This window comes from Thauera sp. 63, from assembly GCF_000310165.2.
Lineage (GTDB): Bacteria > Pseudomonadota > Gammaproteobacteria > Burkholderiales > Rhodocyclaceae > Thauera > Thauera humireducens.
On sequence record NZ_AMXC01000031.1, the window covers coordinates 10,233 to 32,742 of the forward strand.

Consider the following 22,510-nt stretch of genomic DNA (forward strand, 5'->3'; position numbering starts at 1 on the left):
ATGCTGTTGGAACTTGCACTCTGGCTCGGCCAGGACATTCGTGGCTTCAACGTCTTCGGCTACATCACGCTGAGGACCGTGCTCGCGGCGCTGACGGCGCTGGCGATCTCGCTCATCGCCGGTCCCGGCGTCATCCGCTGGCTCGCGGCCAAGAAGATCGGCCAGGCGGTGCGCGACGACGGTCCCAAGTCGCACCTGACCAAGGCGGGCACGCCGACCATGGGGGGCGCGCTGATCCTGATCTCCATCGGCATCACCATCCTGCTGTGGGGTGATCTGAAGAACGACTACGTGTGGGTGACCCTGCTGGTCACGCTCGGTTTCGGCGCAGTCGGCTGGGTGGATGACTGGCGCAAGGTGGTGCACCGCGACCCGAAGGGCCTGGCGAGTCGCTGGAAGTACCTCTGGACCTCGGCGATCGCCCTCGCCGCGGCCGTCTATCTTGGGCTCACCGCGAATACGCCGGCCGAAACCGAACTCATCGTCCCCTTCTTCAAGGCGGTCGCCTATCCGCTCGGCATTTTCGGCTTCATCGCGCTGACCTATTTCGTCATCAATGGCACCAGCCATGCGGTGAACCTCACCGACGGTCTCGATGGCCTCGCGATCATGCCGACCGTGATGGTCGCTGCGGCCCTGGCGATCTTCGCCTACGTCGCTGGTCACGTCGGATTCTCGAAGTACCTTGGCGTGCCCTACGTTGCCGGAGCGGGCGAGCTCGCGGTGTTCTGCGGCGCGATCTGCGGCGCCGGCCTCGGTTTCCTGTGGTTCAACGCCTACCCGGCGGAGGTCTTCATGGGCGACGTCGGCGCGCTTGCGCTCGGCGCCGCGCTCGGCACCATCGCCGTCATCGTCCGGCAGGAGATCGTGCTCTTCATCATGGGCGGCCTGTTCGTCGCAGAAACGCTGTCCGTGATGGTGCAGGTGCTGTACTTCAAGGCGACCGGCGGCAAGCGGATCTTCCGCATGGCGCCGCTGCACCACCACTACGAGCTGGGTGGCTGGAAGGAAACGCAGGTCGTGGTCCGCTTCTGGATCATCACCATCATGCTGGTGCTGTTCGGCCTGTCGACGCTGAAGCTGAGATGAGCGCACTCACCGGAAAACATGTCCTCGTGCTGGGGCTCGGCGAGTCGGGCCTGGCGATGGCTCGCTGGTGCGCGCTGCGCGGTGCGCGCGTGCGCGTGGCCGACAGCCGCACTGCGCCGCCCGGTTTGGACGCGCTGCGCGAGGATGCGCCGCTGGCGGAGATCGTCACCGGCGGTTTCGGCAGCGAGGTGCTCGATGGGGTCGATCTGGTGGCGCTGAGCCCGGGTCTCGACCCGCGCGTCGGTGTCGCTGCCGAGGCCTGCCGTCGTGGTCTGCCGATCACCGGCGAGATGAGCCTGCTGGCCGAGGCGCTGGACGAACTGGGGGTGCGCTCGCAGACCCGTATCCTTGCCATCACCGGTACCAACGGCAAGACCACGACGACTGCGCTCGCCGCCGCGCTGGCGCGTTCTGCCGGCATCGACGCCGTCGCGGCCGGCAACATCAGCCCGGCTGCACTCGACGTGCTGATGGACCGGCTTGCCGCCGGCGCCGCCTTACCCCAATGCTGGGTACTCGAACTGTCCAGCTTCCAGATCGAGACGATGCGGAACCTCGATGCGGAGGCTGCCACGGTGCTGAACGTCACCGACGATCACCTGGATCGCTACGCAGGCCTCGACGAGTACGCCGCGACCAAGGCGGTGATCTTCCAGGGGCGCGGTACGCAAGTGTTGAATCGCGAGGATGTCCGCGTGGATGCGATGGCGCGTCCGGGGCGCGACATCATTCGCTTCGGGACCGACGCGCCACGCAGGCCCGGTGACTACGGCATCGCCAGACATGGCGGCGGAGACTGGCTGGTCCGCGGCGAGCAGCCCCTGCTGGCGCTGTCCGATTTGCCGCTGGCCGGCCGCCACAACGCCGCCAATGCACTTGCCGCGCTGGCGCTGTGCGAAGCCGGGCTGGGGCTGGAGCCGAAGTCGCTGGTTGTCGGCCTGCTGGCTTTCCGCGGCTTGCCGCACCGCGTCGAACTTGTTGCCGAGCGTGCCGACGGCGTGCGCTTCTACGACGATTCGAAAGGGACCAACGTCGGCGCTACGGTCGCCGCGCTGGCCGGGTTCGACCGGCCCGTGGTGCTGATCGCGGGCGGTGACGGCAAGGGGCAGGACTTCTCGCCGCTCGCCCCGGTCGTGGCCGGCAAGGCGCGCGCGGTGATGCTGATCGGACGCGACGCCGGTCGTATCGAAGGGGCACTGACGGGTTGCGGTGTGCCAACCGAACGTGCCGCTGATCTCGAGGGGGCCGTCGTACGGGCCAACGCGCTCGCCCAGGCGGGTGACGTGGTGCTGTTGTCGCCCGCGTGCGCCAGTCTCGACATGTTCCGCAACTACGCGCACCGTGCCGAAGTCTTCGTCGCGGCGGTACGCAGCTTGCCGGAGGTGTCCGCACGATGAAGCTCGGAGCCAGCCTCGCGGGTCTGTTCGGCGTCGGTGCGCGCAAGACCGAGAACGGCTCGCGCGTCGACGACCGTTTCGCGCGTGGCGGCAATCCGGTGCGCGAACTCGACCTGCTCCTGATCTGGTCTGCCGTGGGCCTGCTGCTGCTGGGCCTGGTGATGGTGTATTCGGCGTCGATCGCCATCGCCGAGGGCAGTCGTTTCACTGGCTACCAGTCGCATTATTTCGTGATGCGGCACGCGGTCTTTCTCGCGGTCGGACTCGGTGCTGGCCTCGTCGCCTTCCAGTTGCCGATGGCGCGGTGGCAGCAGCTCGCCCCGGCGCTGTTCGTCGCTGGCGTGGTCCTGCTCATCGTCGTGCTGATTCCGGGCGTCGGGCGCGAGGTCAACGGCGCGCAGCGCTGGTTGTCGCTCGGTCCGATCAACCTGCAGCCGTCCGAGCTGATGAAGATCTTCGCCGCGCTGTACGCGGCCGACTACACGGTGCGCAAACTCGATGCGATGAGCAGCTTCAAGCGCGGCTTCCTGCCGATGATGACGGTGATCCTGTTCGTTGGCTTCCTGCTGCTGCGCGAGCCGGATTTCGGTGCCTTCGTCGTCATCACCACCATCGCGTTCGGCGTGCTCTTCCTCGGTGGCGTGAATGGCCGCGTCTTCGCCCTGCTGGCGATCGCCGCGGTGATCGGCTTCATCATCCTGATCCTGAGTTCGCCCTATCGTCTGGAGCGCGTGCTTGGCTTCATGGACCCGTGGAAGGACGCCTTCGGCAAGGGTTACCAGTTGTCGCACGCGCTGATCGCCTTCGGGCGTGGCGAGTGGTTCGGCGTCGGCCTCGGCGGCAGCGTCGAGAAGCTGTTCTACCTGCCCGAGGCCCATACCGACTTCCTGCTCGCGGTCATCGCCGAGGAACTGGGCTTCGTCGGCGTGCTCGCGGTCGTCGCCGGTTTCGCGGTCATCGTGCAGCGCGCCTTCGCCATCGGCCGCGAGGCGATCAAGCTCGAGCGCTACTACGCCGGGCTCGTGGCGCAGGGCATCGGGCTGTGGTTCGGCGTGCAGTCCTTCATCAACATGGGCGTCAACATGGGCCTGCTGCCGACCAAGGGGCTGACCCTGCCACTAATGAGCTTCGGCGGATCAGGCATCGTCGCCAACTGCGTTGCGCTTGCGATCCTGCTGCGTGTCGACTGGGAAGTGCGTCAGCTCAAGCGGGGGAGCAGCGCATGAAGACGCTGATGGTGATGGCTGGCGGTACCGGCGGACACATCTTCCCCGGCATTGCGGTTGCCGAGGTGCTGCGGGCGAAGGGCTGGCACGTGGTGTGGATGGGCAACCCGGATGGCATGGAGGCGCGCATCGTGGCGGGGCGTGGCTACGACACCGCCTGGGTGCGTTTCGGTGCGCTGCGCGGCAAGGGGCTGGTGCGCAAGCTCCTGTTGCCGGTCAACCTGTTGTCCGGGTTCTGGCAGGCGCTGCGCGAGTTGCGCCGTGCCCGGCCGGACGTCGTGCTCGGTATGGGCGGCTACATCACCTTCCCCGGCGGCATGATGGCGGCGCTGCTTGGCAGGCCGTTGGTGCTGCATGAGCAGAACTCGGTGGCGGGACTCGCCAACCGGGTGCTGGCCCGCGTCGCCGATCGCGTGCTGACAGGTTTCCCCGACGTGTTGAATAACGGCGGCTGGGTTGGCAACCCGGTGCGTTCGGAGATTGCCGGAGTCGCGCCACCGGCCGAGCGTTTCGCTGGCCGGGAAGGGCCGCTGCGGATCCTCGTCGTCGGCGGCAGCCTGGGCGCTGCGGCGTTGAACGAGGCCGTCCCCGCAGCCCTGGGGCGCATGCCGGCCGAGCAGCGGCCGCTGGTGGTGCATCAGGCGGGTGAGAAACAGATCGACGGCTTGCGTACCGCCTATGCCCGCGCGCGGGTGAAGGGTGATCTGCGTCCCTTCATCGACGACATGGCGTCGGCTTATGCCGAGGCCGACTTGGTGATCTGTCGTGCGGGTGCGCTGACGGTCGCCGAGCTGGCAGCGGTGGGCGTGGCCAGCCTGCTGGTGCCCTTCCCGCATGCGGTGGACGACCACCAGACCGGCAATGCGCGCTTCCTTGCCGAGCGGGGCGGTGCCTACCTGCTGCCGCAAACCGAACTGAACGCCGAACGGCTGGCCGGCATTCTCGCCAGCATCGACCGCCCGCGCCTGCTGCAGATGGCCGAGCATGCCCGCGCCCTTGCCCGCCCCCTCGCGGCGGCCGAGGTGGCCCGCGTCTGCGAGGAACTGGCCGGCGGAGACAGGATATGAAGCACAAGGTCAGAAACATCCATTTTGTCGGTATCGGCGGTTCGGGCATGAGCGGCATCGCCGAGGTGCTGGTTAACCAGGGTTACGCCGTGAGCGGCTCGGATCTCGGTGACAACGCTGCAACGCGCCGCCTGCAGAAGATGGGCGCGCGCGTGATGCGCGGCCACGATGCGGCGCAGGTTGCCGGTGCAGACGTGCTCGTCGTGTCGACTGCCGTGAAACCCGACAACCCCGAAGTCGTCGCCGCACGCGAGCGCCATATCCCGATCGTGCCGCGCGCGCAGATGCTGGCCGAGTTGATGCGCTTCAAGCAGGGCATCGCGATCGCCGGCACGCACGGCAAGACCACGACGACCTCGCTGGTGGCCAGCATCCTCGCCGAAGGCGGCATCGACCCGACCTTCGTGATCGGTGGCCGGCTCAATGCCGCGGGTGCCAATGCGCGCCTGGGCAAGGGCGAGTACCTGGTGGCCGAGGCCGACGAGTCCGACGCGTCCTTCCTGCTGTTGAGCCCGACGATCTCGGTCGTCACCAACATCGACGCCGACCACATGGACACCTACGGCCACGACTTCGGGCGGGTCAAGCAGGCCTTCGTCGATTTCCTGCAGCGCCTGCCCTTCTACGGCGTGGCGGTGCTGTGCGAGGACGATGCCAACGTGCGCGAAATCGCGCCGCAGGTCTCCAGGCAGATCGTGCGCTACGGCCTGTCGCCGACTGCCAGCATCCGTGCCGAGAACGTGCGCGCCGACGGTGGCCGCATGCTGTTCGACTGCGTGCGGGTCAATGGCACGACGACGCGCCTGCCGATCGAACTCAACCTGCCGGGCCTGCACAACGTGCTGAACGCGCTCGCCGCCATCGCGGTGGCGACCGAGGTGCAGGTGTCCGACGAGGCCATCATCAAGGCGCTGGCGGATTTTCGTGGCGTGGGCCGGCGCTTCCAGCGCTATGGCGAAGTGCATCTGATTGACCAGGACGGTGACGAGGCGGGCAGCTTCACGCTCGTCGACGACTACGGCCACCATCCGGTGGAGATGGCGGCGACGATCGCCGCCGCGCGCGGCGCCTTCCCCGGACGGCGTCTGGTGCTGGCATTCCAGCCGCACCGCTACACGCGCACGCGGGACTGCTTCGAGGACTTCGTCAAGGTGCTGTCGTCCGTCGATGCGCTGCTGCTGGCCGAAGTCTATGCGGCGGGCGAAACGCCGGTCGTTGCTGCCGATGGGCGCTCGCTGGCGCGCGCCATCCGCGTTGCCGGCAATGTCGAGCCGGTGTTCGTCGAGGATATCGCCGACATGCCCAGGATGATTCTGTCTGCCGCGCGCGATGGCGACGTGGTGATCACCATGGGAGCGGGCAGCATCGGCGCCGTGCCGGGCAAGCTCGCACCGATCGAGGAAATGTTGTGAAAGCGCGGTTTGGCAAGGTTGCAGTGCTGTTCGGCGGTTCCTCCGCCGAGCGCGAGGTGTCGTTGATGTCTGGCCAGGCGGTGCTTGCTGCGCTGCAGGGCGCCGGTGTGGATGCGCATGCTTTCGACCCGGCCGAACGGGACCTGCACATCCTCAAGGAAGAGGGCTTCGATCGTGCCTTCATCGCGCTGCATGGTCGCGGCGGCGAGGACGGTACGGTGCAGGGCGCGCTGGAACTGATGGGCATCCCCTACACCGGCAGCGGCGTGATGGCCTCGGCCCTGTCGATGGACAAGTGGCGGACGAAGATGGTGTGGCTGGCCAGCGGGCTGCCCACGCCGCGTTACGCCATCCTCGAGGCCGACTCCGACTGGCATGCGGTGGTCGCCGAGCTGGGGCTGCCGATCTTCGTCAAGCCCGTGCATGAAGGCTCGAGCATGGGGGCGACCAAGGTCACCGAGGCCGGCCAGCTGCGTGCCGCCTGGGAGCTCGCCGCCCGCTACGACAGCCTGGTCATCGCCGAGGAATTCGTCGCCGGCGAGGAGCTGACCGCACCCTTCCTCGAAGACCAGGCGCTGCCCCTGGTGCGCATCGTGGCGCCCGACGGCAACTACGATTACCAGCACAAGTACTTTACCGACGACACTCGCTACGACTGCCCCTGCGGCCTGCCTGCCGCGCTCGAGGCCGAACTCCAGGCGCTGATCATGAAGTCGGCTCGCGTGCTGGGCTGCCGTGGCTGGGGGCGTGCGGACCTGATCCTCACCGCGGACGGCCGCCCCTATCTGCTCGAGATGAACACCTCGCCCGGCATGACCAGCCATTCGCTGGTGCCGATGTCGGCACGTGTGGCTGGTCTCGAGTTCGAGGCCCTGTGCCTGAAGATCCTCGAAGGAGCCCGCCTTGGCTGAGGTGAGCGTGCGCCCCGCCGCAATCCGTTCCGGTCGTCCGGAACGGGTGGCTGCGCGCGCGCCGCGTGCGGAGACGGGGCTGTGGCACCGGCCCGCGCTGCTGAACCTGATCTCGGATCTGCTCACGCTGCTCGCCGCCATCGGTCTGGGCTGGGCGCTGGTGATCTGGTTCGTGTCGCGCCCGCTGTTCCCGTTGCGCGAGATCGTGGTGCTGACGCCGCCCGCCAAGGTCACTGAAGAGCAGCTCGAGTACGCGGCCCGCACGGCCATCGACGGCACGTTCTTCACCGTCGACCTGGAGTCGGTGAAGGCGACCTTCGAGAAGCTGCCCTGGGTGCGCAAGGCGGAGGTCCGCCGGCGCTGGCCCGACGCCATCGAGCTGCGTCTGGAAGAGCACCAGGCGGTGGCCTACTGGACGGTTTCGGAAAGCGGCGATGCACGGCTGGTGAATGCGCAGGGCGAGGTCTTCGTCGCCGCCAGCGACGCCGACATGCCGCAGTTCGACGGCCCGCAGGGCAGCGCTGGCTGGCTGCTGGCGCGTCATGCCGAATTTTCCGACCTGCTGCAGCCGCTCGGCGTGCGTCTGGTCGGACTGGCCCTGTCCGCGCGGCAGGCATGGCAGCTCAAACTCGACAACGGCCTGGTGATCATGCTTGGCCGTGAGCAGGACAGGTCCGCGCTCGCCGACAGGCTCAAGCGTTTCATCGCGGCCTGGCCGCGCGTGCGGGAACAGATCGACATCGACATCAAGGTCGCAGACCTGCGCTACCCGAGCGGTTTTGCGCTGACACCGGCCGACGGCACGGTGCTGCTGCACGCCGCCTCGCAAGGCGCCAGGAAGGGCAAGCAATGAGCAAGGAATACAAGGATCTGATCGTCGGCCTCGACATCGGCACGGCCAAGGTGACCTGCATGGTCGCCGAGGTGCGCCCGGACGGCCGGCTCAACGTCGTCGGCCTCGGCACGCAGCCGACCAACGGCCTCAAGCGCGGCGTGGTGGTGAACATCGAAGCCACGGTGGACGCGATCTCGCGTGTCGTGCAGGAAGTCGAGCTGATGGCCGACTGCAAGATCCACGACGTCTACACCGGCATCGCCGGCAGCCACATCAAGAGCTTCAACTCCAGCGGCACGGTCGCGATCAAGGAGAAGGAGGTCACGCCGATGGATGTCGAGCGCGTGATCGAGGTCGCGCGCGCGATGCCGATCCCCGCCGAGCAGCAGATCCTGCACATCCTGACCCAGGAATTCATCATCGATGGGCAGGGTGGCGTGCGTGAGCCGATCGGGATGAGCGGCGTGCGCCTCGAGGTCAAGGTGCACATCGTCACCGGCGCCGTGTCCGCCGCGCAGAACGTCATCAAGTGCGTGCGCCGCTGCGGGCTCGAGGTCATGGACCTGAGCCTGCAGCCGCTGGCGTCCAGCCATGCGGTGCTCACCGAAGACGAGAAGGAACTGGGGGTGTGCATGGTGGATATCGGCGGCGGCACGACCGACATCGCGGTGTTCACCCAGGGCGCGATCCGTCACACCGCCGTCATCCCGGTGGCCGGCGACCAGATCACCAACGACATCGCGATGGCGCTGCGCACGCCGACGACCGAGGCCGAGGAAATCAAGATCCGCCACGGCGTCGCCATGCATCAGATGGCCGACCCCGAAGAAATGATCGAAGTGCCCGGCGTGGGTGATCGCCCGCCGCGCAAGCTGTCGCGCCAGGCGCTGGCCGACGTGATCGAGCCGCGCGTGTCCGAGCTGTTCGAACTGGTGCAGGCCGAGCTGCGCCGTTCCGGTTACGAGGAGCTGCTGTCGTCGGGCATCGTGCTCACCGGCGGTTCGTCGGTGATGCGCGGCATGGCCGAGCTGGGCGAGGACGTGTTCCACATGCCCGTGCGTGTGGGCGGCCCGCTGTACGACGGGGGGCTCGCCGATGTCGTGTGCCAGCCGCGCTACGCCACCTCGATGGGGCTCGTGATGGAAGGTGCAGCGCAACGCCGGCGCGGTCAGCAGGCGCGTGATACGCGCACCGTGAAGCAGTTCTTCGGACGCATGAAGTCGTGGTTCGAACGAAATTTCTGACCGGGCGCCAGGAGTCCAGTCATTTTGTATAAAAGCCGATTTCCCGGCCCGTATTTAGTATTAAAATTCGCGGCTGTTACTAGATGCAGGCTGGGCGGCATTCGTTGTTGAGCAGGGCCGTTAATTCAGGAGGCGAGGCAAATGTTTGAAATCGTTGAGAAAGAGCCGTCCGGTACGATCATCAAGGTGATCGGTGTCGGGGGTGCCGGCGGCAACGCCGTCGACCACATGATCCGCGAAGGGGTGAAAGGCGTTCATTTCATCTCCGCCAACACCGATGCGCAGGCGCTGAACCGCTGCCTGGCGTCGCACAAGGTGCAGCTGGGCGGCACCGGACTAGGTGCGGGCTCCAAGCCCGAAGCCGGTCGCGCCGCGGCCCAGGAGTCGCGCGATGAGATCGCTGCGGCGCTGGAAGGCGCGCACATGGTGTTCATCACGGGCGGCATGGGTGGCGGTACCGGCACGGGTGCTGCACCGGTCGTGGCCGAGATCGCCAAGGAGATGGGCATCCTGACCGTCGCCGTGGTGACCAAGCCCTTCGACTTCGAGAACCGCATCCGCGTCGCCGAGAGCGGTGTCGAAGAGCTCACCCGTCACGTCGATTCGCTGATCGTCGTGCTCAACGACAAGCTGCTCGACGTCTATGGTGACGATGCCGGCTTCGAGGAATGCTTCCGTTCCGCCGACAACGTGCTGCGTTCGGCCGTCGGCGGCATCGCCGAGATCATCAACGTGCCCGGCCTGGTCAACGTCGACTTCCAGGACGTGCGCACCGCGATGGCCGAGATGGGCCGCGCGATGATGGGTTCGGCCGAAGCCGCCGGCATGGACCGCGCCCGCATCGCGGCCGAGCAGGCTGCCGTCTCGCCGCTGCTCGAAGGGACCGAACTGTCGGGTGCGCGCTGCGTGCTGATCAACATCACAGCCAGCAAGTCGCTGAAGATGTCCGAAGTGCGCGATGCCGTGAAGACCGTGCAGGCCTTTGCCGCGCCGGAAGCCTTCGTCAAGTACGGCACCGTGTTCGACGAAAGCATGGAAGACCGCATCCGCATCACGGTGGTCGCCACCGGCCTGGGTGCGCCGCGCGCAGCCCGCCAGCCGGTCATGCAGGTGGTCCAGGGTACCGGTACCTATGGTCCGGCCATGAGCGGTGGCGGTGCCGTCGACATGACCAACCTCGACGTGCCGGCCGTGATGCGCAGTGGCCGTCGCACCACGGTCGAAGCGATGAGCACCAGCGGCGTCGGCACCTACGACATCCCCGCCTTCCTCCGCCGCCAGGCCGACTGACCGGAAAACGGTTGCGCGCACTTTGCGCGTGACCGCCTGTCCAACGGGCACCCTTTGCGAACCGCCGCCTCCGGTTCGTGACGGGTGCCCGCGTCGTTTCCGTGTGCTGCATTGCAATATCCGCTTGCGCAACAGTCTGGGTGAATGAGGCACATAGCCTGTCCCGCCAGGAGGTGCGTGATAAAATTGCGATGTTTAAAGGAAATTTAACGATGATCAGGCAGCGCACCCTCAAATCCATCGTCAAGGCCACCGGCGTCGGTCTGCACGGCGGGCGCAAGGTGACGCTCGTCCTGCGTCCGGCGGCGCCGGATACCGGCATCGTCTTCCATCGCGTCGACCTCGATCCGCCGCTCACCCTGCCGGCCGACCCCTATGCCGTGTGCGATACGCGCATGTGCTCCGGGCTGGAAAAGGGGGGCGAGAAGGTCGGCACGGTCGAGCACCTGATGTCGGCGCTGGCCGGCCTGGGCATCGACAACCTGCACGTCGACGTGGATGCGCCGGAGATTCCCATCCTCGACGGCAGTTCCGCGCCTTTCGTGTTCCTGCTGCAGTCGGCGGGGATCGAGGAGCAATCGGCGCCGAAGAAATTCCTGCGGGTGAAGAAGGTGGTCGAATACGTCGAAGGCGACAAGTGGGTGCGTCTGGAGCCGTACGACGGTTTCCGGCTCAGCTTCTCGATCGTCTTCAACCATCCGGCCATCGACAACACGTCGACGCGTGTGACGGTCGATTTCGCCGAGCATTCATACGTCCGCGACGTGGCGCGTGCGCGCACTTTCGGTTTCATGCAGGACGTCGAGTTCATGCGGGCCAACGGCCTCGCGCTCGGCGGCAGCCTCGAGAACGCGATCGTGATGGACGAATACCGCGTGCTCAACGCCGAGGGCCTGCGCTACGCCGATGAGTTCGTGAAGCACAAGGTGCTCGACGCCATCGGCGATCTCTACCTCTGTGGCCACCCGCTGCTGGCTTCGTATTCGGCACACAAGGCCGGCCATGCGCTGAACAACCAGATCCTGCGCGTCCTGCTCGAGGATCGCGAGGCCTGGGAGATCGTCACCTTCGAGCAGCCCAAGGCGACGCCGGCTGCTGTGGCGCACCAGTTCGATGCCGCGGCGCTCGCCACGGTCTGAACTCGTGCGCTGACGCCCGGAACGCCCGCCCCATGCTGATCATGCGCCTCTTGCTGCTGCTCGCCGTGCTTGGCGTGGGCGGCTCGGTCATCCTGTGGCTGCTGACCGGCAATCCGCGCTTCAAGGCCTGGGCGTGGAAGATCTTTCGCGTTGCGGTGGTGTTGCTGTTCGCCTTTTTCGCGCTGTTCGCGATCGAGCGCGCGCTGGTGCCGCTGGCCTGATGCACGGAGCGCCCGGGCGCGACGCTTTTTGCGCCGGAGCGCGCGCTATTCGCGCCCTCGTCTCACAAGCCTTTCCAGCGACTCGCGCAATGGCGAGTCCGTCGGCAGCGACGCCGCGAAGTCGGCCAGCCCGGCCTTGGCGTCGGCCGAGATGTGGCGTTGCGGCGGCGGGCGGCGCCATTCCACCTGCTCCGGCGTGCCGACCTTCACCCTGATGTTGCCGAACGCATGGCCGGCTTGCGCGAACTGCGTCAGCAGGCTTGGCAGCATCTGCTTCAGGCGTACGGCGGTCGCGCCGTTGCGTGCCGTGATGACCAGGTCGCCATCCTTGAGGTTCGCCACCTGGCATTGCTCGGCCATGTAGGGGGGCAGTGCCGCTTCGAGTGCCCCCTGCAGTCGCCTCAGGCGGGCGGCGTGTTCTTGAAGGCGGGCGAGGGCGTCGCCGCTGCCGAGGAAGCGATGGAGGAGCTGGCTCATGATGCATGGAATCCCGTGAATGGGCGGGGCGCCGCGGTCAACTGGAGACACGTGTCACGGGCCGCCCGGATCGGCATGATAAACTCGCGCCTTTGCCGAATCGACGTCGACCTCAAACATGATCTCCGGCCTGCTCAAGAAAATCTTCGGTAGTCGCAACGACCGCCTCGTTCGTCAGTACCTTCAGACCGTGCGCAAGATCAACGCGCTCGAGCCGGAAATCTCCGCGCTGTCCGACGATGCCCTGCGCGGCAAGACTGCCGAATTCAGGCAGCGCGTGGCCAATGGCGAGGCGCTCGACGCCCTGCTGCCGGAGGCCTTTGCCGTGGTCCGCGAGGCCGGCAAGCGGGTGCATGGCATGCGCCACTTCGACGTCCAGCTCGTGGGTGGCATGGTGCTGCACAACGGCAAGATCGCCGAGATGCGTACGGGCGAAGGCAAGACTCTGGTCGCCACGCTGCCTGCCTACCTCAATGCGCTGTCGGGCAAGGGCGTGCACGTCATCACGGTCAACGACTACCTTGCCAGCCGCGACGCCGAGTGGATGGGCCGGATCTATGGCTTCCTCGGCCTCACCACCGGCTGCAACCTCTCGCGCATGGCGCACGCCGAGAAGCAGGCGGCCTACGCGGCCGACATCACCTACGGCACCAACAACGAGTTCGGCTTCGACTACCTGCGCGACAACATGGTCTACGCGGCCAGCGAGCGGGTGCAGCGCGCCCTGAACTTCGCGATCGTCGACGAGGTGGACTCCATCCTGATCGACGAGGCGCGTACGCCGCTGATCATCTCCGGCCAGGCCGAGGACCACACCGAGCTCTACCTGAAGATGAACCAGGTCGCGCCGATGCTGAAGAAGCAGGAAGGCGAGGGCGACAACGTGACCGAGCCGGGCGACTACACGGTCGACCTGAAGTCGCACCAGGTGTTGCTGACCGAGGACGGGCACGAGAATGCTGAGCAGGTCCTGATGCGTCTCGGCCTGCTGGCCGAAGGCACCAGCCTGTACGACCCGGGCAACATCCTGCTCGTGCATCACCTCTACGCGGCCCTGCGGGCGCATGCCCTGTACCACAAGGACCAGCACTACGTGGTGCAGAACGGCGAGGTGGTCATCGTCGACGAATTCACCGGTCGCCTGATGGCAGGCCGGCGCTGGTCGGACGGCCTGCACCAGGCGGTCGAAGCCAAGGAAGGCGTGCGCATCCAGGCCGAGAACCAGACCCTGGCCTCGATCACCTTCCAGAACTACTTCCGCATGTACGGCAAGCTCGCCGGCATGACCGGTACGGCCGACACCGAGGCCTTCGAGTTCCACTCGATCTACGGCCTGGAAACGGTGGTGATCCCGACCAACAAACCGACGCAGCGCAAGGACGGGAACGACAAGGTCTATCGCACCGCGAAGGAGAAGTGGGACGCGGTGATCGAGGATATCCGCGACTGCGTCGAGCGTGGACAGCCGGTGCTGGTGGGCACGACCTCGATCGAGACCAACGAATTCCTCTCCGGGCTGCTGAAGAAGGCGAAGATCGCGCATCAGTTGCTCAACGCGAAGCAGCACGACAGCGAAGCGCAGATCGTCGCGCAGGCCGGGCGCCCGGGCGTGGTGACCATCGCCACCAACATGGCCGGTCGCGGTACCGACATCGTGCTCGGCGGCAACATCGAGAAGCCGGTGTCGCTGGTGCGCGAGGACGAGTCCCTTTCGCCGGAGGACCGGGAAGCGAAGATCTCGACGATGCGCGCCGAATGGGCCAAGGTGCATGAGCAGGTGATCGCCGCCGGTGGCCTGCACATCATCGGCACCGAACGTCACGAGTCGCGCCGCATCGACAACCAGCTGCGTGGCCGTTCCGGCCGCCAGGGCGATCCGGGTTCGAGCCGCTTCTACCTGTCGCTGGAAGATCCGCTGATGAAGATCTTCGCCGGCGAGCGCCTCAACGCGATCATGGTCCGCCTCAAGATGCCCGAGGGCGAGGCGATCGAGCATGCGATGGTCACCCGTTCGCTCGAGTCCGCACAGCGCAAGGTCGAGCAGCGCAACTTCGACATCCGCAAGCAGTTGCTCGAGTACGACGACGTCGCCAACGACCAGCGCAAGGTCATCTACCAGCAGCGTAACGAACTGCTCGAAACCGAGGATATCTCCGAGACCATCCGCGCGATGCGCCAGGGCGTGCTGCACGACCTGTTCCGTCGCTACGTGCCGCTCGACAGCGTTGAAGAGCAGTGGGAGATTGCCGGCCTTGAGCTTGCGTTGGCGTCCGAACTGGCACTGAAGCTGCCGGTGGGCGAATGGATCAAGGCCGAGCCGAACCTGGACGACGACACCATCCTGCAGCGCATCGTCGATGCCGGCGAGGAGGCTTATGCCGCCAAGACGGCGATGGTCGATCAGTCGGCCTGGCACCAGTTCGAGCGCAACGTCATGCTGCAGAGCCTGGACACGCACTGGCGCGAGCACCTCGCCGCGCTGGATCACCTGCGCCAGGGCATCCATCTGCGCGGTTACGCGCAGAAGAACCCGAAGCAGGAATACAAGCGCGAGTCCTTCGAACTGTTCGAAACGCTGCTGGATACCGTACGGGCTGATGTCACCAAGATCCTGATGACCGTGCAGGTGCGCACCGAGGCCCAGCTCGAGGAGGCGGAGGTGCAACCCGCGCTGGAGAACGTCCAGTACCACCACGCCGACCAGGACGAGGCGCTCGCCGCGGCGAACCCCGAGCAGGCCGCGCAGCAGCCCGCGCAGGCCGGGCCACGCGTCGGCCGCAACGACCCGTGCCCTTGCGGCTCGGGCAAGAAGTACAAGCATTGTCATGGCAAGCTGAACTGATTCGCATGGCGCGGCTGCAAGCGCCTGCCGATGGATCCGGCTTGCAGTCGAATCAAGACAGAAGGGGAGTGCTCCGGCGGGGTACTCCCCTTCTTCGTTGACTCGATTGAATCCGGGGTCGACGAGTCGGGCATCGCTGTCTAGTATGTAAGCGTTCGTACCGCGCAGAGGGCATGTGAATCGGCGTGATGCGACCGACCAAACAAGGTGTTGCGACGATATACGGGCCACCGAGAAGCTCGAGTCGGGGGGATTCGTCATGGACAGCATTTTCAAGAAGCACCTGCCAGTGCGCTGACGCCGCGATGGATACGAGCTATTTGGAGCGGCTGAAGGGTCCACGACGGGGAGTGGTGCTCGATGGCGGAGGCCGGATCTTTTCCGCACTCGAGGCGCTGGGGCTTGAGCGTTGGGATTTTCAGGTGGCGTCGACGATCGACGCCGCGCGCCGGGCGCTTCGCCAGGATCCGGGTGCGATCGGCCTGGTCGCCTTCGATGGAGTTCATGCGTGGCCCCAGGCCGAACTGGTGATGCTGCTCGCGCGCAGCGAGGTCGAATGGGTTGCGCTGCTGGAGGAGGGGCTGCTGCGCAGCGAGCGCGTGAGTCCCGAGTTGCTGCGCAATTTCAACGATTTCCACTCCTTGCCACTCGATCGCGACCGCATCGCGATGACGCTGGGGCATGTTCATGGCAAGGCGGCGCTGCTGCCCCGGGGCGATAGCTCAGCCTTGGCAGGGGGGGGTTTTGGCATGACCGGCCGCAGCGAATGCATGCGGCTCATCTACCGGCAGATCGAGAAGGTGCTCGGCGTCGATGCGCCGGTGCTGATCGGCGGCGAGTCGGGCACAGGTAAGGAACTGGTGGCGAGGGCGATCCATCAGCATTCCGCGCGGGCGAGCGGGCCCTTCGTGGCGATGAACTGCGGGGCGATCGCGCCCAGCCTGATCCAGTCCGAGCTCTTCGGTTACGAGCGCGGTGCCTTCACCGGAGCAGCCCAGCGCAAGATCGGCAACATCGAGGCGGCGAATGATGGCGTCCTCTTTCTCGACGAGATCGGCGACCTTCCCCTCGAGATGCAGGCCAACCTGCTTCGTTTCCTGCAGGACAGGACGATCACCCGGGTAGGCTCCACCGAGCGCGTGAAGGTCAATGTGCGCGTGATTGCCGCCACCCACGTCGATCTGCAGCGCGCGGTTGCCGATGGTCGCTTCCGGCAGGACCTCTATTACCGGCTCAACGTGCTGGGCCTGACGCTGCCGGCGCTGCGGGAGCGGCGCGAGGACATTCCGCTGCTGGCCCAGACCATCTTCGACGAGCAGCGAGTGCACGCCAGCCCGCAGGTGAGAGGGTTCAGCAGCGCTGCGCTGCACGCGATGATGGACTACGACTGGCCGGGGAATGTGCGCGAACTCATCAACCGCGTGCAGCGCGCGATGATCATGAGCGAGAACCGCCTTCTCAGCGTTGCTGACCTGGGCTTGCCGCCCGTCGTGGATCCGGTCACGCCCACGCTCGAGGAAATCCGCACGAACGTTGAGCGCGAGGTCATCGAGACCAGCCTCAAGAAGCACGGCAACAACGTTTCCGAAACGGCCCGCCGCCTTGGCGTGTCGCGCGTCACCCTGTACCGAATGATCGACCGCCTGAAGATCGTCCTGTAGCCCGTTCGTGGCGCGGGGCGCGTGCAATCCTCCGTGGGAGTCTTCGAGATGAGAAAGTGCTGCGCCGAGCCAACGTTGTTGCGCCCGCTGTTGGGCATCCTGATCGCAAGCCTGAGCAGCGGAGCGTACGCCGCTGATGAACCCGTCGCGGCAGACGACATTTCTGCACGCTTCGAGGCGCAGATAAGACAGATCGAGGCACTCAAGCGCGAGCTGGCGCGCCAGGAAGCGGCGCTGTTCGACCTCAAGCATGAGGTCGACCTCGAGCGTCGCGGGCGCGGCGTGGCCCCGACCGCGGGTTCGGAGCGACCGGTGCAGGTGGCACAGGCACAACCCGCGCAGGCTCAACCGGCGCAGCCGGTCGGCCAGGCGCCTGAGGCACCCGACCGGCCGCCTGCGGTGGCGCCGATCTTCGAGCAGCCCGGGGTGTTGACTCCGCCCGGCAAGTGGATCTTCGAGCCCTCGCTGCAGTATTCCTATTCCTCGAGCGACCGCATCGCCCTGGTCGGCTACACGGTGATTCCCGCCATCCTGATCGGCCTCATCGACGTGCGTAACGTCAAGTCGAACTCGCTCACCGGGACGCTGGCGCTGCGAACCGGGCTGACGAATCGCTTCGAACTCGAGGCTCGCGTGCCCTACGTCTATCGATTCGACAACACCCGCGGACGGGAGATTTTCACTGGCAGTGCGGGCGACGACATCTTCACCGACGTCGACGGTAGCGGTATCGGCGACGTTGAGCTGATCGGACGCTATCAGCTCAATGACGGCGGCGGAGACTCTCCCTATTACATCGCCTCATTGCGCTTCAAGACCCGCACGGGCACGGACCCCTTCGAGGTGCGCTCGAGTTTCCTGGCTGATGGCGCCCGCATTGCGGCGGTCCAGGAGGAGTTGCCGACAGGTTCGGGCTTCTATTCGGTGACGCCCGGGCTGACCGTGCTGATTCCCTCGGATCCGGCGGTGTTCTTCGGTGGCATCAGCTACCAGTACAGCTTCAAGCGCAACGGCGTGAAGCCCAACGTGGTGCCGGCCGAGGCCGCGGCGGTCTATGACGAGATTCAACCCGGCGGTGTCTTCGGCTTCAACTTCGGCATGGGCCTCGCGCTGAACGAGCGTTCTTCCTTCAGCATCGGTTACGACCATCTCTCGGTTGGTCCGACCAAAGCCCGGCTCGACAGCGGTGAGCGGGTCCCGGGCGTGCGCGTGCAGCTTGGCACGCTGCTTCTGGGGTATTCGTACAAGATCGACAACACGCGGACGCTGAACCTGTCGCTGGGTGTCGGCGTCACGCGTGACACCCCGGACGTGCAACTGACCTTGCGCATGCCCTTCACGCTCTGATGGCTGGAGCGCCCCTCGGGGCGCTTTTTTGCCTCAGCGCATCAGCGAGGCGCGGTTGAGCGCCTCCTGCATCGACTGCTGCAGGCGCATGCCGCGCATCATCTCGGCGCTGTTGATGGTGGCATTGATTGTCGTCACGGTCTGGATGCTCTGGTTGTCCAGCGAGTTCTGCACGATGGTGGCGAGCGAGGTCGCGGGCAGCGACACATTAAGGCCGTTGTTGATCCCGTTCTGGATCACCGCGACCGTCGAGCCCGCCGCCATGGCCTTGGCGGTGACATTGCCAAGGTCCTCGACGCGCAGATGGGTCGTGCTCTGCAGCACGCCATTGATCAGCACGGCACGTTCGATGCCGAAAGTCATGCGCAGGCCGCTGGGAGCGACGAAGCCGCCCCGCAGCGTATCGAGCTTTGCTGACGGCAGCGCCGCCGAAGCAAGCAGATCAGCGCCGGCGCGATCAGTCTTGTCGGCGGAGGGTGCATCGGTGCCGGCGGCACGAAGGCGCGCCTTCGTCTGTGTCAGTGCGACCGACTCCCCGGCCAGCGTCGTCGAGAGCGCGGTCAGTTTCTGGCGAATCTCCTCAACCTTGACGATGATGGCCGTGACGTCCGGGACGGAGGCTTCCGCGGACGGGAGCGGCGCGTCGTCCGCGCTCCGGTCTCCTTGTTGCTCCGGTCCCGCCAGCCCTTCGCGTGCGAGGATCGCGGCCACTGGCTGGATGCGCGCATCGACGACCTCGGCTGCGTGCTCGGCCCGCTCAGGCGCGCGGGCAGGCTGCTGAACGGCCGGGCTACGGAAAACATCCAGGTCTCCCGACCAGGGGTGCTCGATCAGACGTGCCGCGCGTACTTCAGCGAGTCCGGAGTCCGTCAGGGAAAGGCCCACGATCAAGGCGATGGCGGCAATGCGCGGGTGCGGTGCGGCATGCATGGTCGGCCTCCGGTCGCTTTAAAAGTCCACCAGGCTGTGCCGCGTCAGCGCATGAATCACGGTGCCGTCGCGCTGGGCCTGAAGCGGTGCATTGGGCCTGATCCGCCAGTCCTCGACGCGGTTGAACCGTGCCAGCTCAATGCGGTTCGCGACCAAGAGCAGGATGTTGTTCATCCAGTAGCGTTCGAAGTCCGCCCGTGGCATGACCCGCGTGCCCATTGCGGGGTCGCCGAGCAGCACATCGCGGTCGCGCACGCCCTTGATCACAACGAAGTGCGCATAGCCGTTCTCCTGGATCAGCACGATGGCCGGAACACCCGCTTGCGCGAGCTGGTCCAGCGTGCCTTCGATGCCGCGCGCGTCGAAGCCGTGACTGTCGAGGTAATGCTTCATGTCGAGCATCGAGAAGCCTTCCGCCCGGATCTTCTCCTGATTCCCGCGCTCGAACATGGCCTGGAAGACGCTCGCCTCGTCGACCGTAAGGCCGTAGTGGTGAGTCAGCAAGGTTGCAAGCGCGGCGGAGCCGCAGCTGAAGTCGTACTGCTGGCGCAGGGTCGCCAGGAAGCGAGCGTCCTTCATGCTCACCACCGGCATTGCCACGTTGCCACCGAGCGGCGTAACCATGCTTGGCCGCTCCGCCAGCACGGAGCCTGCGGTCAGCCAGAAAAGGGTCGCCATGGCGAGGACCTGGCGACAGTGCATGCCGAGCGGGATCATCATCCTCTCCGCTAGCGGACCTCGACGTTGAGGATGACGGCATTCTGGATCAGCACGCCGTTTCCTGAATTCTGGATCAGCATCGGCATACCGGACGTATTGGCCAGCGCGCCGTCCGATACCACATTGTGCCCAGTGACCAGATCGTAAGCCTGGACTTCGCTGACCGAGCCGACTGCACGTATCTCGCTCAGGTGGGTGTCAGCGCCACCGCGTTGTGTCTCAAGGACGTCGCTGCCTATCGCCTGCTGGGCAAAAAGGTGCCCGGCAGCGGCATTCGGAGGCGGCGTGTCTTCGGCATGAGCAGTGCCCGGCGAGGAACAGGTGAAGGCGAGCGCCACGCCCAGTGCGATCAGTGGCAAAGCGGATCTCATGATGGTTCTCCTTGCCAATCGTGCGCGTAAGAGCCGGACGGCAGGGCCGTCCGGCTCCCATGCCACCCTTAACGGTTGAGACTCAGGTTGGCCTGCACGTTGGCGCTTTGCTGCACGAGTGCGCCGATCCCGCTGTTCTGCGCGCTGATGATGATGCCGGCGCCGTTGGTGAAGGCGGTGTTGATGTTGTTCGACATGTCGAACGTACCCGCCGTCACGCTCACGCCACCGCCACCGCCGCCGCTGCCACCGGTTCCGCCGTTGCCGTTGCCGTTGCCGCCGGTGCCGCTGCCGCCTGCCAGCGTGCCGCCACTGCCGCCGGCGCCACCGGTGCCGCCGTTGCCCGCACCGCCCGCACCACCGGCTCCGCCGGCTGCGTCACCACCGCCGGCCGCACCACTCGAGGCCGTGCTGGTGCCACCGCCACCGGTCGCATTGCCGCCGTTCGCGGTACCGCTGGTAGCCGTGCCGCCGTTGCCGCCTGCGGCCGCGCCGCCTGTGGCCGCGCCGCTCATTGCGACGCCACCGTCGCCGCCGTTACCGCCCGCGTTGCTCGCCGTGCCGCCAGCGCCACCGGTACTGGTGGCGTCCCCGGTGGCTGCGCTCGCCATGCCGGACGAGCCAGAGCCGCCTGACGCGGAGTTCGTGCCGCCATTGGCCGTACTGGCGGCCCCGTTGGCCGTGGCGCTGCCATTGGCGTTGCCGCCAGTGCCACTACCTCCCGCGCCCGCTGCGCTTGCGGTCTGGGTGTTGCTGCCGCCGTTGGCGGTGGCGTCACCGGTCGTGCCGCCGGTGGAGTTCGCGGTGCCTGCCGTACCGCCAGCGCCGCCGGTTGCCGAAGCCGTGTTCGAGGCATCGGCCTGACTGCCACCGGTTTCGCTGGTGGCCGAGGCTTCTGCGCCGAATGCGCCACCCCAGGCTCCGCCACCGCCCGCGCCGCCGCCATCGGCACCGCTGCCACCTGCCGAACTGCCGGCAATTGCCGAGCCAACCTTGCTCATGTTGCCCGCGCCGCCGGATCCACCTGCACCCCAACCGCTACCAGCGACGGCGCCGCCGGCTGCAGAACCGTCGCCACCGACCGACGTGGTGCTGCCTGTTCCGCCCATGGCCTTGCCGCCGTAGGCGTTGCCGGAGTCGGCCGATGCGCCGACCTTGGCATCGGCGTCCCCGCCGCCCTTGGCCATGGCATTGCGTGCATTGCCGCCGTCGCCGCCAGCGCCACCGCTTGCACGGCCGGTGTCGGCATCGCCGCCGCTGGCCTTGCCGCCGCTGCCTGCGGCCACGAAGCCGGTATTGGCATCGCCGCCGCTGGCCTTGCCGCCATCGGCATGGGCGCCGGCGTAACCGCTGTCGGCATCACCGCCCGCCGCCTTTCCGCCGCGTGCGCCGTCGCCGCCGTTGCCGCCCCAGGCCATGCCGCCGTTTGCGCCGTTGCCGCCATAGGCGTCACCGCCGCCGGCCTTGCCGCCGTCACCGCCATAGGCCTTGCCCCCGTCGCCGCCGTTGGCGCTGCCGAAGTTAACCGCCGTGTTCCCGAGCCCATGAACACCGATCCGCGACACCGAGCCGTCCAGCTTGGACATGGCTACCGCGGTGCTGGTATTGAATGCGTTGTCGATGCTCGAACTCGCCGACGCGCCGTTGTTGGCTGCCGTGCCATGATCGAGGGCCCAGGCGAGGCCTTCGTTGTTGCGGTTGCTGCCCTGGCTGTTGTCATTACTCTCGGTGCTCGACGTACTGTTGTCCGTCTTCGCGTATGCACGGGAGTACTCGTTGGCCATTGCGCCCGTGCCACTCTGTGCCGATGTTGCGCTCGCGTTCTGCGTGACCGGCCCTGCGATGGCTGCGGCGGACACCTCGGTCTCGGTAGAGGTCCCGGTGGTCGTGATGGTATTGGTCGGGTTCGCGGTCGCTTGCGATGCGAAGCCGAAGGCGAGGGCAATGGCACTCGCGATGTATTTCATTTTCATGGTGATCTCCGTTCTACGCCCGGAGGAGGGCGCGGCCGTTCAGGCCGCGCCTCCCGGGTCGGTTCAGCGATTGAGACTCAGGTTGGCCTGCACGTTTGCGCTTTGCTGGACGAGGGCACCAATCCCGCTGTTCTGGGCGTTGATGATGATGCCGGCACCATTGGTGAAGGAGTTGGCAATGGTGTTGCCCATGTTGAACGTGCCCGCATCGACGCTGACTGCTCCGCCTTGGCCGCCTGCGCCACCGGAACCTCCCTGACCGCTGCCGCCGGTCGCGGCGCCTGCGGTAAGCGTGCCGCCGTTGCCGCCCGCGCCGCCCGTGCCGCCCTGGCCCGCACCGCCGGCGCCACCTGCACCG

At 66.6% G+C, this 22,510-nt stretch carries 19 protein-coding genes and 1 pseudogene; 14 read left to right on the forward strand and 6 right to left on the reverse strand.

All coding sequences use genetic code 11. The features are described 5' to 3' along the window. From mraY to C664_RS17025, 11 genes are all read left to right on the forward strand, one after another. Positions 1-1,089: a phospho-N-acetylmuramoyl-pentapeptide-transferase gene (mraY, locus tag C664_RS16975; RefSeq protein ID WP_004264772.1), complete on the forward strand. Its 1,089-nt coding sequence runs from the start codon at positions 1-3 to the stop codon at positions 1,087-1,089. Next, a complete protein-coding gene (gene murD, locus C664_RS16980; RefSeq protein ID WP_038012223.1) occupies positions 1,086-2,486 on the forward strand; it encodes a UDP-N-acetylmuramoyl-L-alanine--D-glutamate ligase in 1,401 nt (466 codons plus the stop codon). Before mraY ends, murD begins: the two co-directional genes overlap by 4 nt. Beyond that, the gene (gene ftsW / locus C664_RS16985) at positions 2,483-3,712 is read left to right on the forward strand and encodes a putative lipid II flippase FtsW (RefSeq protein WP_004264774.1); all 1,230 of its coding nucleotides are present in this window, start codon (positions 2,483-2,485) and stop codon (positions 3,710-3,712) included. The genes murD and ftsW overlap by 4 nt, the downstream gene beginning before the upstream one ends. Next, positions 3,709-4,779, forward strand: coding sequence for an undecaprenyldiphospho-muramoylpentapeptide beta-N-acetylglucosaminyltransferase (gene murG, locus C664_RS16990; protein WP_004264776.1), 1,071 nt, complete (start codon positions 3,709-3,711; stop codon positions 4,777-4,779). Before ftsW ends, murG begins: the two co-directional genes overlap by 4 nt. Continuing rightward, the gene (gene murC / locus C664_RS16995) at positions 4,776-6,191 is read left to right on the forward strand and encodes a UDP-N-acetylmuramate--L-alanine ligase (protein WP_004264778.1); all 1,416 of its coding nucleotides are present in this window, start codon (positions 4,776-4,778) and stop codon (positions 6,189-6,191) included. The genes murG and murC overlap by 4 nt, the downstream gene beginning before the upstream one ends. Further along, complete coding sequence (locus tag C664_RS17000) at positions 6,188-7,102, forward strand: D-alanine--D-alanine ligase (RefSeq protein ID WP_004264779.1); 915 nt, start codon at positions 6,188-6,190, stop codon at positions 7,100-7,102. The genes murC and C664_RS17000 overlap by 4 nt, the downstream gene beginning before the upstream one ends. Further along, positions 7,095-7,955, forward strand: coding sequence for a cell division protein FtsQ/DivIB (locus C664_RS17005; RefSeq protein WP_004264785.1), 861 nt, complete (start codon positions 7,095-7,097; stop codon positions 7,953-7,955). The genes C664_RS17000 and C664_RS17005 overlap by 8 nt, the downstream gene beginning before the upstream one ends. Continuing rightward, positions 7,952-9,181 (forward strand): cell division protein FtsA, encoded by a 1,230-nt coding sequence (ftsA, locus tag C664_RS17010; protein WP_004264786.1) that lies wholly within the window; start codon positions 7,952-7,954, stop codon positions 9,179-9,181. The genes C664_RS17005 and ftsA overlap by 4 nt, the downstream gene beginning before the upstream one ends. Positions 9,182-9,322: 141 nt before the next feature. Next, positions 9,323-10,471 (forward strand): cell division protein FtsZ, encoded by a 1,149-nt coding sequence (gene ftsZ / locus C664_RS17015; protein WP_004264787.1) that lies wholly within the window; start codon positions 9,323-9,325, stop codon positions 10,469-10,471. A 212-nt stretch (positions 10,472-10,683) separates the two neighbouring features. Further along, entirely contained in the window at positions 10,684-11,610 is a 927-nt protein-coding gene (gene lpxC / locus C664_RS17020; RefSeq protein WP_004264788.1) for a UDP-3-O-acyl-N-acetylglucosamine deacetylase, read from the forward strand. A gap of 32 nt (positions 11,611-11,642) precedes the next feature. Then, a complete protein-coding gene (locus C664_RS17025; protein ID WP_004264790.1) occupies positions 11,643-11,831 on the forward strand; it encodes a hypothetical protein in 189 nt (62 codons plus the stop codon). Positions 11,832-11,876: 45 nt separating this feature from the next. On the opposite strand, the gene C664_RS17030 is transcribed toward C664_RS17025, so the two are convergent. Continuing rightward, positions 11,877-12,308, reverse strand: coding sequence for a DUF721 domain-containing protein (locus C664_RS17030; RefSeq protein WP_004264791.1), 432 nt, complete (start codon positions 12,306-12,308; stop codon positions 11,877-11,879). 118 nt (positions 12,309-12,426) lie between these two features. Between C664_RS17030 and secA the strand changes: the two genes are divergently transcribed. From secA to C664_RS17045, 3 genes are all read left to right on the forward strand, one after another. Beyond that, positions 12,427-15,150 (forward strand): preprotein translocase subunit SecA, encoded by a 2,724-nt coding sequence (gene secA / locus C664_RS17035; protein ID WP_004264792.1) that lies wholly within the window; start codon positions 12,427-12,429, stop codon positions 15,148-15,150. 305 nt (positions 15,151-15,455) lie between these two features. Beyond that, positions 15,456-16,811, forward strand: coding sequence for a sigma-54 dependent transcriptional regulator (locus tag C664_RS17040; RefSeq protein WP_051019164.1), 1,356 nt, complete (start codon positions 15,456-15,458; stop codon positions 16,809-16,811). A gap of 48 nt (positions 16,812-16,859) precedes the next feature. Next, on the forward strand, positions 16,860-18,158 hold the full coding sequence (locus tag C664_RS17045) for a hypothetical protein (protein WP_038012227.1): 1,299 nt from the start codon (positions 16,860-16,862) through the stop codon (positions 18,156-18,158). A gap of 33 nt (positions 18,159-18,191) precedes the next feature. Here the strand turns inward: C664_RS17045 and C664_RS17050 are convergent, their stop codons facing one another. The 5 genes and pseudogenes from C664_RS17050 to C664_RS17070 all read right to left on the reverse strand — a co-directional run. Then, positions 18,192-19,088, reverse strand: a complete 897-nt coding sequence (locus C664_RS17050; RefSeq protein ID WP_004264795.1) for a hypothetical protein — start codon at positions 19,086-19,088, stop codon at positions 18,192-18,194. 18 nt (positions 19,089-19,106) lie between these two features. Continuing rightward, positions 19,107-19,808 carry a C39 family peptidase gene (locus C664_RS17055; RefSeq protein ID WP_004264796.1) on the reverse strand — a complete coding sequence of 234 codons (702 nt, stop codon included), beginning with the start codon at positions 19,806-19,808 and terminating at the stop codon, positions 19,107-19,109. An 8-nt stretch (positions 19,809-19,816) separates the two neighbouring features. Beyond that, a complete protein-coding gene (locus C664_RS17060) occupies positions 19,817-20,179 on the reverse strand; it encodes a hypothetical protein (protein ID WP_004264797.1) in 363 nt (120 codons plus the stop codon). Between the two features lie 68 nt (positions 20,180-20,247). Continuing rightward, a complete protein-coding gene (locus C664_RS21190) occupies positions 20,248-22,152 on the reverse strand; it encodes a hypothetical protein (RefSeq protein ID WP_038012229.1) in 1,905 nt (634 codons plus the stop codon). Positions 22,153-22,215: 63 nt separating this feature from the next. Beyond that, positions 22,216-22,510, reverse strand: a pseudogene (locus tag C664_RS17070) (hypothetical protein); the annotation flags it as partial.

Coding starts and splice junctions, on each gene's coding strand:
- C664_RS17040 (WP_051019164.1), top strand. CDS start 15,456: ATGGATACGAGCTATTTGGAGCGGCTGAAGGGTCCACGACGGGGAGTG.
- lpxC (WP_004264788.1), top strand. CDS start 10,684: ATGATCAGGCAGCGCACCCTCAAATCCATCGTCAAGGCCACCGGCGTC.
- C664_RS21190 (WP_038012229.1), bottom strand. CDS start 22,152: ATGAAAATGAAATACATCGCGAGTGCCATTGCCCTCGCCTTCGGCTTC.
- murG (WP_004264776.1), top strand. CDS start 3,709: ATGAAGACGCTGATGGTGATGGCTGGCGGTACCGGCGGACACATCTTC.
- murC (WP_004264778.1), top strand. CDS start 4,776: ATGAAGCACAAGGTCAGAAACATCCATTTTGTCGGTATCGGCGGTTCG.
- murD (WP_038012223.1), top strand. CDS start 1,086: ATGAGCGCACTCACCGGAAAACATGTCCTCGTGCTGGGGCTCGGCGAG.
- C664_RS17050 (WP_004264795.1), bottom strand. CDS start 19,088: ATGCATGCCGCACCGCACCCGCGCATTGCCGCCATCGCCTTGATCGTG.
- mraY (WP_004264772.1), top strand. CDS start 1: ATGCTGTTGGAACTTGCACTCTGGCTCGGCCAGGACATTCGTGGCTTC.
- ftsA (WP_004264786.1), top strand. CDS start 7,952: ATGAGCAAGGAATACAAGGATCTGATCGTCGGCCTCGACATCGGCACG.
- ftsZ (WP_004264787.1), top strand. CDS start 9,323: ATGTTTGAAATCGTTGAGAAAGAGCCGTCCGGTACGATCATCAAGGTG.
- ftsW (WP_004264774.1), top strand. CDS start 2,483: ATGAAGCTCGGAGCCAGCCTCGCGGGTCTGTTCGGCGTCGGTGCGCGC.
- C664_RS17045 (WP_038012227.1), top strand. CDS start 16,860: ATGAGAAAGTGCTGCGCCGAGCCAACGTTGTTGCGCCCGCTGTTGGGC.
- C664_RS17055 (WP_004264796.1), bottom strand. CDS start 19,808: ATGATGATCCCGCTCGGCATGCACTGTCGCCAGGTCCTCGCCATGGCG.
- C664_RS17030 (WP_004264791.1), bottom strand. CDS start 12,308: ATGAGCCAGCTCCTCCATCGCTTCCTCGGCAGCGGCGACGCCCTCGCC.
- C664_RS17025 (WP_004264790.1), top strand. CDS start 11,643: ATGCTGATCATGCGCCTCTTGCTGCTGCTCGCCGTGCTTGGCGTGGGC.
- secA (WP_004264792.1), top strand. CDS start 12,427: ATGATCTCCGGCCTGCTCAAGAAAATCTTCGGTAGTCGCAACGACCGC.
- C664_RS17060 (WP_004264797.1), bottom strand. CDS start 20,179: ATGAGATCCGCTTTGCCACTGATCGCACTGGGCGTGGCGCTCGCCTTC.